This window comes from Enemella evansiae, assembly GCF_004362375.1.
Lineage (GTDB): Bacteria > Actinomycetota > Actinomycetes > Propionibacteriales > Propionibacteriaceae > Enemella > Enemella evansiae.
Map to the genome: position 1 here is coordinate 644,238 of NZ_SNXA01000009.1, position 13,667 is coordinate 657,904.

The window sequence follows — 13,667 nt, forward strand, 5'->3', positions numbered from 1 at the left end:
GTCACGAATGAACAACCTGCACCGCGAACTCGCCCCGATCTCCGAGGCCGCCTGGGCCGACCTCGAGCAGGAGGCCCGGCGCACCTTCAAGCGCTGGATCGCCGGCCGCCGCGTCGTCGATGTCAGCGGCCCCGCCGGTCCCGAACTCGCCGCGGTCGGCAACGGCCGGCTGACCGAGCTGAGCAACACCGACGGGGTCCGTACCCGGCTCCGCGAGACCCAGTCGCTGGTCGAGCTGCGGGTGCCCTTCGAGGTCTCCCGCGCGGAGGTGGACGGTGTCGAGCGCGGCTCCCAGGACGCCGACTGGCAGCCGGTCAAGGACGCGGTCCGCAAGCTGGCGCTCGCCGAGGACGACGCGATCTTCAACGGTGCCACCGAGGCCGGCATCACCGGCATCGTGCCGAGCAGCTCGAACAAGAAGCTCAAGGTGCCCAGCGAGGTCCGCGACCTGCCGGACGTCGTCGCCAAGGCGCTCTCGGAGCTGCGGCTGGCCGGGGTCGACGGGCCCTACACGCTGCTGCTGTCGGCGGAGAACTACACCGCGGTCAGCGAGATCACCGACCACGGCTATCCGATCCGCGAGCACATCAACCGGCTCCTCGACGGTGAGGTGATCTGGGCGCCCGCGGTCGAGGGGGCGCTGCTGCTCAGCACCCGCGGCGGTGACTACGAGCTGTTCCTCGGCCAGGACGTCTCGATCGGCTACCTGTCCCACGACGCGGAGACCGTGCAGCTCTACTTCCAGGAATCGCTGACCTTCGTCGCCTACACCAGCGAGGCCAGCGTCGCCATCGCCGGCTGAGCGCAATCAGACCGAGATGAGTACGCCGCTGGGGCCGCGACCCGGTTCGCTGCCGCCGATCCACCTCGATCCAGAACCACTGGATCGGGGCTGGCGGCCGCCGCGACGCGGCGACCAGCGGTGGTCGGCGAGCCAGAAACTCCTCGTCGTGGTGGCGGTCCTGCTGCTGGCCTTCGGAGTCATCCTGACCGCCGGCGGGTTCGCGAAACGCGGCGACCGGGCCAAAACGTACGCCGCCGGGCAGGTCGTCGATGTCGGCCCGTTCACGCTCACCCTGGAGCGGGTCGAGATCACCCTCCAGCCCAAGGCGCAGTACAACGATGCGGACTTCGACAAGTTCGCGGTGGTGGCTTTCGGCACCGCCACCAGCAAGTTGAAGAAGCCGACGGCGGTGGTTCTCGACCCGGCACTGGTGATGCTGGAGAACGGCCGCCAGTTCAAGGCCCGGATGCAGTTCGGCGACGAGGCGCAGCCGCCGAGCACGCTGGCACCGGGCCTGACCGGCGTACCGGTGCGGATCACCGCCGAGATCCCGGCGACCTGGCGACCGACCGGCCTGCTGCAGGTCGGGGTCTGGCAGCAGAAATACGGCCGGCAATCAGAAGAGATGGCCGACTCCCGCAAGAACTGGGGCAAGACCCAGACCGCGCTGCTGTTCTGGTGCCCGGTCACCCGGATGCCGGACAGGACGAACTAACCGACCGGCGGCTCAGCGCGGCGGGGTGAGCGCGTTGTGCCGGGTCCGCCAGTCCCGCTGGCTGGTGTCGTAGATCCCGATCAGCCGGTCGACCTGACTGCGGGGAATCTCGAAGGCGAGTTCGCCCCGCGTCGGCTCGCCGACCGGGAAATCCGAACAGTAGGCCCGCAACTCCCGGCCATAGACCTTGCTGCTGTTCTCGTAACTGCGCCCGTCGGCACCGGCGAGATTGAACAGGCAGAGCTCGTCATCGACCGCACGGGTCACCTCGAAGGTGACCGCGACGAAGGTCATCCCCTCATCGGCGGTGATCGGTTCCCCGCCGTAGTCGGCCGAGCGCGCGAGCACCGGGCTCTGCACCATCGACAGCACCCGGAAGCTGGACCCCTTCGAGGTGAGCCCCGGTTCACCGGGCGGGCGCTGCACCACCCGCAGGTTGAGATGGGTGTAGGACCAGTACGCCCAGCCACCGACGTAGGTGGCCGAGAGCATCAGCACGCACCACAGCGCCAGCCAGGGCCGCGGATCGAACCGTCGGCGATGCAGCGGGCGCGCGGGAACCCGGGTGCTCATCAGATCCCCCTGGCGGTCGCCCGCGGAATCGGCAGGATGGTGCTCCGCGGCACCCCGAGCAGGGCGTCGGCCCGTTGCGGATCGACGTCGAGGTCGATGACGGCCCGCTGCCGGTAGCGGTAGGTGAGCTCCTCGTGCCACAGCCGCAGCTGCACCGGCTGCCTGCCCGCGGCGGCGCGGAAGCGCTGCGGGTCCACCTCGGCATAGGCCGGCCCGGTGCTCTCGGTCCCCGGATCGGTGGTCGGCAGGTTGCGCAGTCCGGTCGTCAGCCCGGCATAGCTGAGTTCGCCCTGCAGACCGAGCGGGCGTTCGTTGCCGCTCGCCTCGACGCGCAGTTGGAACACCAGATAGATCCCGGTGGCGCGGTCGATCTCGTTCCCGGTCGGCGGATCCAACTGGTACGCCGATTGCAGCCGGTCCACGCTCACCTGCACGCCGTCGATGGTCGCGGTCTCGCCGAGGCGTACCCGGGTGTCGTCGAAGACCTCCGGCGCCGATGAGCCGATCCGCCGCTCGATCACCCCGTCCACCGCTCCGGTGACCAGCAGCACCAGGACCGCGACCAGGGCGGCCAGCCAGGTGGCCCGGTCACGCCGCTTCATCGGGTCACCTCCGGCGCGGTCTTCCCGGCCTCGGCCTCGGTGGCCTCCGCGTCGGCGGCGGCCTCGGCGCGGGCGCGGAAGCGGGCCAGGCAGGCGGCGAAGGTGACCGCGAGCAGGCAGATCCGCAGGGGCTGGAACGGCACCTCGCGGGCCAGGTCGACGAGCGGGCCCCACGTGTACCAGAACTCCGAGCGGTGCCCGCCGATCAGCCATTGGATGGCGTACGCCCAGGCGTCCTCCAGGCGGGTGATGGCCAGGTGCAGCAGCACGAACGCGACCAGGAAGAGTACGCCGGAGCGCAGCACCAGTCGCAGCGATTGCAGTGTGGGCACGTATTTGTCGTCGATGTCGCCGAGGAACAGTTCCTGGAATTCCAACCAGGCGCGGCGGCCGACACCGGAGGATCTGACCGCCTGGTGCCGGCGCTGGCGTTCGGCGAGCTTCTCCACCGCGCGGGTCGGCGGTTCGCCCTTGCGCCACAGTTCGGCCACCGACAGCACGTGCGAGCCGTAGACCAGGGCCGCGACCGCGAGCCAGGCGATCGGCTGGGAGATCACGTTCAGCAGGAACGGGAAAAGGTTGTCCTGCAAGAAATTCCCGACGACCAGGATGATCGCGGGCAGGTTGATCTTGATCTGCGCGAGCACCGCCGACAACCCGTCCACCCAGCCGTCGACCCAGGCAGAGAGCACCCGGTCACCGAGCCAGTTCTTGACGAAGTTCAACAGGTTGCCGCCGGCCAGGATCAGGCTGAGCATGAAGAACGCCTCGACGAAGGCGGCGGCCAGCCCGAGCACCCGGCGGTCGGTGAACTCGTGCAGCAGGTCCAGGCCGCGGCGGACCACGTAGGCGCCCGCGACGATCCCGATCACCATCAGGACGCCGTCGCGGCTGCGGGGCGCGAACTGGGTCATGATCGTGGCATCGGAGAGGAATCCGGTCTGCTGCAGGGAGGCGACGACGAGTTCACGCGCCCGCTCCTGGACATAGCCGAAGGCGGCGTAGATGCCGAGGAACGGCAGCAGCGTCAACGCGAGCAACCGGGGTACCGATTCGTCGCGGTCGTCGTTCGGGGCACTCTCCGGCAGCACCTGGCGTACGCCCAGCTCCGCGCCGACCAACCGGAGCTGCAGCACGATCGCGGTGAGCAGCGAGACGAAGCCGGCGGAGAACACGACCAGCGCCGCCCAGGCCGACTTCTCCACCAGCGAGGCGGCGATCCGCAGGCTGGCACCGTAGCCGAGCCAGCCGAGCAGCTGCAGGGTCACCAACTTGGGGAACAGACGGATGAAGACCCGCCAGGTGTCCCCCGCAAGCTGGGTGAGATAGCCCCAGAGCTCTCGCAGTGCGCCGATCATTGGGCAGCATCCTAGGGCCCGACCAGCATCCCAGGGTCTGCCCCGGTGGTGGAAGACGTTGCTAGCGTGCGTGCTCCGAAGCTTTTCCAATGCTGGAAAGGAACACCCCCATGGCCGACAAGCCCGCAGTCGTACTCGTCCACGGATTCTGGGGAGGCGCCGCGCACTGGGCCGGTGTCATCACCGAACTGAACAAGCGCGGCTACACCGATCTGCATGCCGTGGAGAACCCGCTCACCTCGCTGGCCGACGACGCCGAACGGACCCGCAAGATGATCGCCCAGATCGAGGGCCCGGTGCTGCTCGTCGGCCACTCCTACGGCGGCGCGGTGATCACCGAGGCCGGCAACCAGCCCAACGTGATCGGACTGGTCTATGTCGCGGCGTTCGCACCGGATGCCGGGGAGAGCCCGGGTGCGATCAGCCAGGAACACCCGCCGGCCGCGATCGAGAACCTCGAACCCGACTCGGACGGCTATCTGTGGGTGAAGCAGGACAAGTTCGGTGAGAGCTTCTGCCAGGACCTGCCGACCGATCAGCAGCTGGTGATGGCGGTCACCCAGAAGGCGCCACTCGCCTCCACCTTCGGCGACAACGTCACCGAGCCGGCCTGGAAGTCCAAGCCGGTCTGGTATCAGGTGTCCACCTCCGACCGGATGATCGACCCGGACAACGAGCGCCGGATGGCCGCACGGATGAACCCGCAGAAGACGATCGAGCTGGATGCCAGCCACGCCTCGCTCGCCTCCCAGCCCGGCGCCATCGCCGACCTCATCGACGAGGCCGCCGCCGGTACGGCCAGCTGACGTTCATCGAGTAGCCGCCATGCGGAGCAAGGGAGCAACTCCCCGCCACGTTCATCGAGTAGCCACCATGCGGAGCCTGCGGAGCAATGGTGGCGTGTCGAGATGAACCGGCTCATCTCGACACGCTCGCTGCGCGAGCTACTCGATGAGCGTGGGGGGTTCGCTGCGCGAGCTACTCGATGAGCGTGGGGGTGCTCGCTGCGCGAGCTACTCGATGAGCGTGGGCTCAGCCGTAGGTGTCGCGGGGGCCGCGGCCGCGGACCGAGCGGCGGCCGTGCTTCCAGCTCGGGGCGTCGGGGCCGAGGACGTGCACCCGCCGTACCGTGCCCTGGCCGAGTTCGTCATTCAACCGGGCGACGAGCTGGGGTGCGAAGAGCCGCAGCTGGGTGGCCCAGGTGGTCGACTCGGCGCGGATGGTGAGCACCTCGTCGTCGTACTTCTCCGGGCGCGAATGTTCGGCATTCACCGTGCCGACCAGCGCCGGCCAGTTCGCCAGCAGCAGATGCACGTTCACCTGGGTGTCCCAGCCCTGTTGACGCATCAGCCCCTTCAGCGCCGGGCCGAGCAGCTGCGGATCGCGGTCGTCGGGGTGTGCGCCGGAGGACTGGACGCCTTCGGGGCGCTTCTTCCGCTTGCCGGGCCGGCGGCGTACCCCCTTGCTCGCGGCACCCACCTGCGCCGCGATCTGGCGGGCCAGATCCATCCCGGTCGGGTCGTGCGGCTCCGCGGCGGCGGCCAGCTCGGAGGCGGGTTCCTCGGGACGCTCGCTCGGGGAGTTCGGGGATTCAGTCATCGGCGCGCACCTCCCCGCCGCCGACCAGGAATCGCTGCCCGGCAAGCATTTCCGGGACATCGGCACCGACCGCGGCGGTGACCAGCAGCTGTTCGGCCTGCACCACCCCGGCCGCCAGCCGTTGCCGGCGGGTGGAGTCCAGCTCGGCGAAGACGTCGTCGAGCACCAGGACCGGTTCGATGCCGTCGGCGCGGAGCAGCTCGAAGGCGCCGATCTTCAACGCGAGTGCGAAAGACCAGGATTCGCCGTGGGAGGCGTACCCCTTGGCCGGCAGCTCACCCAGAGTGAGGGTCAGGTCGTCGCGGTGCGGGCCGGCCAGGGTGACGCCTCGCTGCAGTTCGTCGCCGCGGCGATTGAGCAGTTCGGCCTGCAGCGCGTCGCCGAGGGTCTGGCGGGTCCAGTCCTCACCGATCTCGATCGCCGACTTGTACGCCGCAGCGGCGACGTTGTTGGTGGGGGCGATCTCGGCGTACGCCCGGGCGGTGTGCGGCAGCAGATCCCGCAGGGTGTCCAACCGGGCCTCCAGCAGCTCCGCCCCGGCGCGAACCAGCTGGGCGTCCCAGACCTCCAGGGTGGACGCCGCGTAGGGGTCATCGCGGTTCGCCGACCGCCCCCGCCCGGCCAGCGATTTGAGCAGACTGTTGCGCTGCTTGAGGATCTTGTCGTAGTCGCCGCGTACCCCAGCCATCCGCGGCCAGCGGTTCACCACCAGCGCGTCCAAGAAGTGCCGCCGTTCGGCCGGATCGCCCTTGACGATCGCCAGGTCTTCGGGGGAGAAGACCACGGTGCGCAGCATCCCGACGATCTCGCGCGCCCGGGGCAGCGGGGAACGGTTCAACCGGGCCCGGTTCGCCTTGCCCGGCGTGATCTCCAGCTCCAACAGGATTCGCCGGTCATCGGCCAGACCCGCGCGTACCCCCGCCCGCACGATCGCCCGCTCGCAACCGGCCCGGACCAGCGGGATCTCCGAGGACACCCGGTGGCTGGACATCGTGGACAGGTATTCGACGGCCTCGACCAGGTTGGTCTTGCCCTGCCCGTTGGCGCCGACGAAGGTGGTCACGCCGCTGGCGAGCGGTACGTCGACCGCGGGATAGGAGCGGTAGTCGGCCAGCGTCAGGTGGTCGACGTACACCGCTATGCGCCCCCTTCGTCGTCCTGTTCGCTGCCGCGCGGCGGTTCGGCCAGGCCGAGTTCGAAGGCCCGGATCACTGCTTTCAGCCGGGACTTGCAGTTCAGTTTGTCCATGATCGTGGAGACGTGCGCCTTCACCGTCGACTCGGACAGCCCGAGTGAGCCGGCGATCTCGGCGTTGCTGGCGGCCCGACAGAGTTCGCGGAGCACGGCGCGCTCCCGGCCGGTGAGCCCATGCGGTCCAACCTCGCCGCCCTGCCACTCGTCCTGCGGCAGATAGCGCTCGGCGAGCCGGGTGGCGGGGCGGGCGGAGATCACGTGGCCGCCGGAGTTCGCGACCTGGATCGCCTCGACGATCGCCTCGGGTGCGGAATCCTTGAGCATGAAGCCGTTGGCGCCGGCGGCCAGCGCGGCCAGCATCAGCTTGTCCTCGTCGAAGGTGGTGAGGACCAGGATCTTCACCCGGCTTCCGGTACGCCGCAGCTCCCGGGTCACCTCGATCCCGTCCATCTCGGGCATCCGGACATCCATCAGCACGACGTCGACGCCGTGGCCGGCGAGCAGGTCGAGGGCCTGCCGGCCGTTGCGGCAGGTACCGACCAGTCGCATCCCGTTGCTGCGGGTGACGTAACCGGAGAGTGCGTTGCGGACCAGGGAGTCGTCGTCGACGACGACCACCCGGATGGTGTCAGCCGACACCGGCGGCGCTCCGCAGCGGCACGGTCAGCTGGGTGATCCAGTGATCGCCGACCCGATGGGCGGTCAGCTCGCCGCCACTCTGGCCGGCGAGTTCGCGCAGGCCGACCAGGCCAAGGCCCTGGTGCGGTGCTCCGTTGACCCTGGCACCGTTGGCTTTCGCCGCGGGCGCGTTCACCAGCAGCACCTCCAGCTCGTCCGGGCCGGCGTCGACCATGATCTGCGCGGGCTGGGTCGGATCACCGTGTTTGCTGATGTTGGACGCTCCTTCGTTGATCACCCGCGCGGCGAGCTGGCGTACCTCCGGTGGCATCGACGCCACCTCGCCCTCCACACCGCACTCGACACGGAACCCGAAGGCGGCCAGTTTGTCCACCTGAGCCTGGACGACCGCCGGCAACGAGTCCCCGATGGAGGGTAGCGGGGTGGACTCACTGTCGTCACGGAGCAGCGACAACATGGTGCGCAGCTGGCTGGTCGCGTCCCGCCCGGTACGCGCGATGTAGTCCAGGTCCTGCAGCGTCTTCTCGTCCTGATTGCCGCGCAGCCGGGCCTCCTCGGCCTTCATCACCATCGTGGTGGTGGCGTACGCCAGGGTGTCGTGCAGCTCGCGGGCGATCGCGAGCCGCTGCTCGGTCGCCGCCTCGATCGCCTCCTGTCGCTGCTTCTCCTGGCGCTGACGAAGCCGGAAGACGACCTCGCCCGCGATGAGCGGCAGCGAGACGAAGACGACCAAGAAGTTGACGTTGGGAAGCAGCGATCCCGGACGGGCGTTCTGCATTGCGACCGCAACGGATGCGGCGAAGTACCAGAGCCCATAGACGGTCGCGAGCAACCGTCTGCCGAGTGCCGCACAGGTCGCGATGGCGATCGGCATGGCGAGCATGCCCAGCCCGATCACCTGAGTCTCCGTGAACGCCAACAGGGTCAGGCAGACGCCGAGCAGTACCCCTGAGATCGCCGGCCACAGAAAGACGGTGCCGCCCAGCAGACAGCAAGCGATGAGCAGTGCCATGGCCGGGGGATCGTAGAAATTGCCGGTCGGCACCGCGATGACCAACAGGATGATCGCGACCACACCAGCAATCAGCAGGGACCGCTTCCTGGGCACGGCGGTCCACTCAGGCTTTGCCCGAAGAACCGCCGCCCGGAGAGTCACAGTGCAAGTCTACGGCCAGCCTGCACCGTTCGCTGAGTCAGTTGCAGAAGGGGCGGAAGCCTGCGTAGTAGTCGCAGAACCCACCGTCCACGGCCATCACGGTCAGGCCGGAGGCGGAACCCTTGGCCGGCTGTGCGGTGGCCATCGGGAGCGCGAACGAGACGGAGGCGATGGCAGCGGTCAGAACGGCGAGTGCACGCATCTTCATGGGGGACCCCTTGTTATGAGATGATTAGGTGGACTCCTCTATGGAGCAATCCGAGATTATGGTCCTTTAGTACGGGCGGACCACCGACGAAAGTACGGAGCACCCCCTACTTTCGTACTGTTCTTGCGCGCTCTCTTCCCACCCATCGAACCCACCCAGCACACTTTTCGTCAGGGGTTGAGTTCGGACAGGGTCCCCGAAAATCTGTCCGGGCCACTCGACTCAGAACTATCGAGCACCACCCCCAATTTGATCGGAGCCCCGTTCCCCGGCGGGGCTCCGATTCATTTCCCCGGCCAACTGCTGGACGCGGTTCGCCCCCGGCTCGGCCCGGCGGCAGGATCGGGGAAGTGACCACAGCCACCGCCGAGCAGCATCCGTCCCGGATCGTTGTCGTCATCTCGGTGCTCGGCGCGATCGGTTGCGGCGCCCTGGTGGCCGTCCAGTCCCGGATCAACGGCGACCTGGCGGTCCGCAGTGCCGATCAACTCTTCGCCGCGGTGATGTCCTTCGCGGTCGGGCTGGTGCTGGTCGCCACGATCACGCTCTGCCGGCGCAGCGGACGGGCCGGGCTGCGGACCGCCTGGCAGCGATTCCGCGCCGGCACCCCGCCGCGCTGGCTGTACTTCGGCGGCCTGTTCGGTGGGGTGACCGTGCTCTCCCAGACCGTCACCGTCGGCGTCCTGGGCGTGGCCCTGTTCACCGTCGCGGTGGTCGCCGGGCAGGTACTCAGCGGGCTGGTCGTCGACCGGACCGGTTTCGCCGGCGTACTCCGCAAGCCACTCACCCCGACCCGACTGCTCGGAGCCGGGCTGGCGATCTCCGCCGCTCTGCTGGCCGCGGTACCCCAGTTCGGCTCCGGGGCGCCGGTCCTGCTGCTCGCGCTGCCCTTCCTGGCCGGATGCCTGAACAGCTTCCAGTTCGCCATGAACGGCCGGGTGCGACTGGTCACCGACTCCGCCCCCACCGCGACCACGATCAACTTCACCATTGGGCTGGTCGCGCTGCTGGTGGCCTTCGGGGTACGCCTGCTGGCGACCGGTTGCGTGCCGACGCCGCCCACCCAGTGGTGGCTCTACCTCGGCGGCGCGATCGGGGTGCTGGTGATCGGCGCCAACACCGTGCTGGTCCGCCACATCGGCGTACTCCTGCTGTTGATGGCCACGATCGCCGGCCAGGTGGTCGCCTCGCTGATCATCGACGCGCTGTTCTTCCACCACGCCCCACCGCCGAGCACCCTGATCGGCGCCGCCATCACCATGATCGGCGTCCTCGTCGCCGCCGCCCCCAAACGCCGCGTCGCCATCGACTGAACGCTCCTCGAGTAGGCGGCCATGCGCAGCGAAGCGGAGCAATGGCCGCCGTGTCGAGAGGAGCCGGCTGGCGGGCCCGGCTCATCTCGACACACTCGGCATCGCTCCGCTCCGCTCCGCATGCCGAGTTACTCGATGAGCGTGAGAAACCGTTGACATTCTCAATCGTTGATGATTCGCTGTGATTCAGATCGCACAGGGAGGTGCCGTCGTGATCACACCGAGCATCAGCCAATGGCCGGCCCGCCAGGCCGGCCGCAATCCGGCAGCCACCGCAACCGTGTTCGGCGGGCAGCGGCGCAGCTACGCCGAGTTCGACACCGACATCGCGCGCGCTGCCGCGGCCCTGCGGGCCCGCGGGATCGGCCCCGGCGACCGGGTAGCCCTGTTCAGCGCCAACCACACCGCCCACCTCGACCTCTTCTTCGCCTGCGGACGGCTCGGCGCCATCCTCGTACCGCTGAACGCCCGGCTCAGCGAGAACGAGGTCGCCCACTGCCTGACCGACTCCGGGAGCACCCTGCTGGTCGCTTCCGCGGCCCTCGCCGGCACCGGGTGGGCGGCCGCCGGGAGCATCCCGACCGTCGAGCTCGACGACTGGGTGGCCGAATCCGCCGCCACCACCCCGGAGACCGGCGAACCCGTCGGGACCGGCGACGACCCGTGCATGATCATGTACACCTCCGGCACCACCGGCCGGCCCAAGGGCGCCGTGCTGACCCACGCCAGCGTCACCTTCGCGACCCTGAACGCCGCTCTCGATCTCGACCTCACCGAACGCGAGATCTCGCTGGCCACCGCACCGCTCTACCACACCGCGGCGTTCTTCATGGGTGCGACGCCGACGCTGCTCCGCGGTGGCACCGTGATCATCCAGGACGGCTTCGAACCGGGCCGGGTGCTGGCGCAGATCGAGGCCGACCGGATCAGCTACGGCTTCGGCGTACCGGTGATGCTCGACATGCTGTCCAGACACCCGGACTGGGACCGGACCGATCTGACCAGCCTGCGGGTCTTCACCGTCGGCGGGGCACCGGTCCGGCTCGACACCCTGCACACCTGGCTCGCCCGCGATGTCGCGGTCTGCCAGGGCTACGGGCTCACCGAGTCCGGACCCGGAGCGCTGGTGCTGACCCCGGAACAGGCCAAGGACAAGGTCGGTTCCGCCGGTCTGCCGCACCTGTTCACCGAGGTCCGGATCGCCGGGCTCGACGACGCACCGGTCACCCCCGGAGAGCGCGGCGAGATCCAGGTCCGCGGCCCGAATGTGATGGCCGGTTACTGGAACAACCCCGGGGCCACCGCCGCGGCCTTCGCCCCGGACGGCTGGTTGCGTACCGGCGATGTCGGGGTCGCCGATGACGACGGCTTCATCACCGTGGTCGACCGACTCAAGGACATGTTCATCTCCGGCGGGGAGAACGTCTATCCCGCCGAGGTGGAAGCCGCGATCATCGAGCTGCCCGGCGTCCTCGAGGCCGCCGTCCTCGGCGTACCCGACGAACGCTGGGGTGAGACCGGGCTGGCGCTGATCCGGCTCGCCGACGGGGCCGAACTCACCGCGGAGGCCCTGGCCGACCAACTGGCCGGCCGGCTGGCCCGCTACAAGATCCCGCGACGACTGCAGATCGTCGACTCCATCCCGCGGAACCCCACCGGGAAAATCCTCAAATCCCGCATCCGCACCACCTTGGAGGTCGACCAATGAGCACCCCGACCCCCGCCGGCGAACAACTCGAACCGGCCGCCGAGAGCAGCCCGTCCCAGGTCCGCAAGGTCGTCATCTCCAGCTATCTGGGCAGCACGATCGAGTTCTACGATTTCCTGCTGTACGCCACCGCGGCTTCGTTGGTCTTCGGTCCGGTGTTCTTCGGCAACCTCGACCCCTGGGCCGCCACCATCGCCTCCCTCGGCACCTTCGCGGCGGGTTATGTGGCCCGCCCGATCGGCGGACTGATCCTCGGCCACTTCGGCGATCGGATCGGCCGCAAACGGCTGCTGCTGCTGTCGATGATGGTGATGGGGCTCGCCTCCTTCGCGATCGGGCTGATCCCGCCGCCGTCGATGATCGGCTCCTGGGCGGCGGTCATCCTGGTCACCATGCGCGTCCTGCAGGGCATCGCGATCGGCGGTGAATGGGGTGGCGCGGTGCTGATGGCACTCGAACACACCGGCGGCCGGAACCGCGGTCTGGCCGCGGCCTTCACCAACGCCGGTGCCCCCACCGGTGCGGTGCTGGGCACCCTGGCGATGACCGCGGCATCCACCCTGCCCGACGAGCAGTTCCTGAGCTGGGGCTGGCGGATCCCGTTCCTGGCCTCGGCGCTGCTGCTCCTGCTCGGGTTGTTCGTGCGGCTGCAGGTGACCGAGAGCCCGCTCTTCGCCAAGGCGGTACAGGCCGGCCAGCTCGCCGAACAGCCGGTACCGCTGTTCCAGGTGTTGCGCCGGCCGATGACGGTGATCAAGGTCGCGCTGGCCTGCATGGCCGCCTTCGGTATCCAGACCATGTTCGCCACCTTCGCGGTCGGCTACGCCGTGGGCACCGGACTGTCCCGGCCGCAGGCACTCACCGCCTTCGCGATCAGCCAAGCACTCGCCGTGCCGGCGGTGTTGGCCAGCGGCGCCCTCTCCGACCGGCTCGGTCGGCGCACGGTGATGATCGGCTCCCTGGCCGTGTTCCTGGTGCTGTGCTATCCGATCCTGAACCTGCTCGGCAGTGGCTCCTTCGGTCAGGTCGCGCTCGCCTTCTTCCTCGGCATCGTCGTCTGTCAGAGCACCATGTACGGGCCGATGGCGGCGTTCATCGCCGAGCAGTTCGGCACCGGGTCGCGTTATACCGGCGCCTCCCTGGGCTATCAGTTGGCCACGCTGATCGGCGCCGGCTTCACCCCGGTGATCGTCGCCTCGCTGGCCGCTGTCGGCAGGGGTTCGACGATCTGGGTCGGGGTGTTCCTGATCGGGCTGGCGCTGGTCAGCGCGCTCTTCGTCGCCCTCATCCCGGAGAGCCGCAAACACGACCTGGAGACGGTATGACCGGCTCAGCCGCCCCGCACCGTCCCGCCGTCGGTGAGCACCAGATGGCGCAGCAGCGCGACCAGTCGCTTCCCCTCGGTGCTGCGCAGCTCGGCGAGCGGTACCGCGTGAGCCTGATCGACCAGGAGCCGGGCCCGCTCCCGCACCTCGCGGCCCTCGGCCGTCGGGACCAGCAGCCGGTTCCGGCGATCCGCGGCATCCTGGGTACGCCGCAGCCAGCCGGCGCCCTCCAGGTCGTCCACGATCGGCACGATCTGCGAGGGATCCAGGTCGAGCACGGTGGACACCCGCCGCTGGGTCACCCCATCGCCCTCGTCGCAGACCAGCGCCAGCACCGAGTAGGGACGGATCCGCAGGTCCAGTTCGGCCAGCGCGGCGTTGGCGCTGCGGTTCAACTGGATCGCCAGCCGGGCGATCAGGAAACCGGGCTCGTCGAACAGGGCTGCCTCGGTCATCCATCGGTCCCTTCGCCGTTCCTGCATCGTCTCGTCCC

General features: G+C 69.1%; 15 protein-coding genes. 6 read left to right on the forward strand and 9 right to left on the reverse strand.

Going from position 1 to position 13,667, the window contains the following annotated elements; genetic code table 11:
- Positions 1-7: 7 nt before the first annotated feature.
- Positions 8-802 (forward strand): family 1 encapsulin nanocompartment shell protein, encoded by a 795-nt coding sequence (locus C8D81_RS11070; RefSeq protein WP_094356972.1) that lies wholly within the window; start codon positions 8-10, stop codon positions 800-802.
- Between the two features lie 16 nt (positions 803-818).
- Positions 819-1,499: a hypothetical protein gene (locus tag C8D81_RS11075; protein ID WP_094356971.1), complete on the forward strand. Its 681-nt coding sequence runs from the start codon at positions 819-821 to the stop codon at positions 1,497-1,499.
- A gap of 12 nt (positions 1,500-1,511) precedes the next feature.
- Here the strand turns inward: C8D81_RS11075 and C8D81_RS11080 are convergent, their stop codons facing one another.
- Genes C8D81_RS11080 through C8D81_RS20910 form a run of 3 tightly spaced genes read right to left on the reverse strand, consistent with a single transcriptional unit; the run spans position 1,512 to position 4,032 of the window.
- Positions 1,512-2,072 (reverse strand): hypothetical protein, encoded by a 561-nt coding sequence (locus C8D81_RS11080; RefSeq protein WP_094431483.1) that lies wholly within the window; start codon positions 2,070-2,072, stop codon positions 1,512-1,514.
- On the reverse strand, positions 2,072-2,674 hold the full coding sequence (locus C8D81_RS11085) for a hypothetical protein (RefSeq protein ID WP_094431481.1): 603 nt from the start codon (positions 2,672-2,674) through the stop codon (positions 2,072-2,074). The genes C8D81_RS11080 and C8D81_RS11085 overlap by 1 nt, the downstream gene beginning before the upstream one ends.
- Entirely contained in the window at positions 2,671-4,032 is a 1,362-nt protein-coding gene (locus tag C8D81_RS20910) for a hypothetical protein (RefSeq protein WP_094356968.1), read from the reverse strand. The genes C8D81_RS11085 and C8D81_RS20910 overlap by 4 nt, the downstream gene beginning before the upstream one ends.
- A gap of 110 nt (positions 4,033-4,142) precedes the next feature.
- Between C8D81_RS20910 and C8D81_RS11095 the strand changes: the two genes are divergently transcribed.
- On the forward strand, positions 4,143-4,838 hold the full coding sequence (locus tag C8D81_RS11095; protein ID WP_094431479.1) for an alpha/beta hydrolase: 696 nt from the start codon (positions 4,143-4,145) through the stop codon (positions 4,836-4,838).
- 226 nt (positions 4,839-5,064) lie between these two features.
- Here C8D81_RS11095 and C8D81_RS21855 read toward each other — a convergent pair whose 3' ends face one another.
- The 5 genes from C8D81_RS21855 to C8D81_RS20915 all read right to left on the reverse strand — a co-directional run bounded on the left by C8D81_RS21855 (position 5,065) and on the right by C8D81_RS20915 (position 8,828).
- Positions 5,065-5,631, reverse strand: a complete 567-nt coding sequence (locus tag C8D81_RS21855) for a DUF721 domain-containing protein (RefSeq protein ID WP_094431477.1) — start codon at positions 5,629-5,631, stop codon at positions 5,065-5,067.
- Positions 5,624-6,766, reverse strand: coding sequence for a DNA replication/repair protein RecF (gene recF, locus C8D81_RS11105; protein ID WP_133626071.1), 1,143 nt, complete (start codon positions 6,764-6,766; stop codon positions 5,624-5,626). Before recF ends, C8D81_RS21855 begins: the two co-directional genes overlap by 8 nt.
- Before the next feature lie 2 nt (positions 6,767-6,768).
- Positions 6,769-7,464: a response regulator gene (locus C8D81_RS11110; RefSeq protein ID WP_133626072.1), complete on the reverse strand. Its 696-nt coding sequence runs from the start codon at positions 7,462-7,464 to the stop codon at positions 6,769-6,771.
- Positions 7,454-8,572, reverse strand: a complete 1,119-nt coding sequence (locus tag C8D81_RS11115; RefSeq protein ID WP_133626073.1) for a sensor histidine kinase — start codon at positions 8,570-8,572, stop codon at positions 7,454-7,456. Before C8D81_RS11115 ends, C8D81_RS11110 begins: the two co-directional genes overlap by 11 nt.
- Before the next feature lie 85 nt (positions 8,573-8,657).
- The gene (locus tag C8D81_RS20915) at positions 8,658-8,828 is read right to left on the reverse strand and encodes a hypothetical protein (protein ID WP_166646768.1); all 171 of its coding nucleotides are present in this window, start codon (positions 8,826-8,828) and stop codon (positions 8,658-8,660) included.
- 350 nt (positions 8,829-9,178) lie between these two features.
- Here C8D81_RS20915 and C8D81_RS11120 point away from each other — a divergent pair, with 350 nt between their 5' ends.
- The 3 genes from C8D81_RS11120 (at position 9,179) to C8D81_RS11130 (ending at position 13,174) form a co-directional block, all read left to right on the forward strand.
- Positions 9,179-10,141, forward strand: a complete 963-nt coding sequence (locus tag C8D81_RS11120; protein ID WP_166646769.1) for a DMT family transporter — start codon at positions 9,179-9,181, stop codon at positions 10,139-10,141.
- Positions 10,142-10,352: 211 nt separating this feature from the next.
- Positions 10,353-11,849 carry an acyl-CoA synthetase gene (locus C8D81_RS11125; RefSeq protein ID WP_133626075.1) on the forward strand — a complete coding sequence of 499 codons (1,497 nt, stop codon included), beginning with the start codon at positions 10,353-10,355 and terminating at the stop codon, positions 11,847-11,849.
- The gene (locus C8D81_RS11130; protein WP_094399669.1) at positions 11,846-13,174 is read left to right on the forward strand and encodes an MFS transporter; all 1,329 of its coding nucleotides are present in this window, start codon (positions 11,846-11,848) and stop codon (positions 13,172-13,174) included. The genes C8D81_RS11125 and C8D81_RS11130 overlap by 4 nt, the downstream gene beginning before the upstream one ends.
- A 5-nt stretch (positions 13,175-13,179) precedes the next feature.
- Here C8D81_RS11130 and C8D81_RS11135 read toward each other — a convergent pair whose 3' ends face one another.
- Positions 13,180-13,629, reverse strand: a complete 450-nt coding sequence (locus C8D81_RS11135; RefSeq protein ID WP_208109219.1) for a MarR family winged helix-turn-helix transcriptional regulator — start codon at positions 13,627-13,629, stop codon at positions 13,180-13,182.
- Positions 13,630-13,667: the final 38 nt, after the last annotated feature.

Bases quoted from the DNA above. Each gene is read 5' to 3' on its own strand.
- C8D81_RS11085 (WP_094431481.1), bottom strand. From the start codon at position 2,674: ATGAAGCGGCGTGACCGGGCCACCTGGCTGGCCGCCCTGGTCGCGGTC.
- C8D81_RS11135 (WP_208109219.1), bottom strand. From the start codon at position 13,629: ATGACCGAGGCAGCCCTGTTCGACGAGCCCGGTTTCCTGATCGCCCGG.
- C8D81_RS20915 (WP_166646768.1), bottom strand. From the start codon at position 8,828: ATGAAGATGCGTGCACTCGCCGTTCTGACCGCTGCCATCGCCTCCGTC.
- C8D81_RS21855 (WP_094431477.1), bottom strand. From the start codon at position 5,631: ATGACTGAATCCCCGAACTCCCCGAGCGAGCGTCCCGAGGAACCCGCC.
- C8D81_RS11080 (WP_094431483.1), bottom strand. From the start codon at position 2,072: ATGAGCACCCGGGTTCCCGCGCGCCCGCTGCATCGCCGACGGTTCGAT.
- C8D81_RS20910 (WP_094356968.1), bottom strand. From the start codon at position 4,032: ATGATCGGCGCACTGCGAGAGCTCTGGGGCTATCTCACCCAGCTTGCG.
- C8D81_RS11070 (WP_094356972.1), top strand. From the start codon at position 8: ATGAACAACCTGCACCGCGAACTCGCCCCGATCTCCGAGGCCGCCTGG.
- C8D81_RS11095 (WP_094431479.1), top strand. From the start codon at position 4,143: ATGGCCGACAAGCCCGCAGTCGTACTCGTCCACGGATTCTGGGGAGGC.
- C8D81_RS11130 (WP_094399669.1), top strand. From the start codon at position 11,846: ATGAGCACCCCGACCCCCGCCGGCGAACAACTCGAACCGGCCGCCGAG.
- C8D81_RS11075 (WP_094356971.1), top strand. From the start codon at position 819: ATGAGTACGCCGCTGGGGCCGCGACCCGGTTCGCTGCCGCCGATCCAC.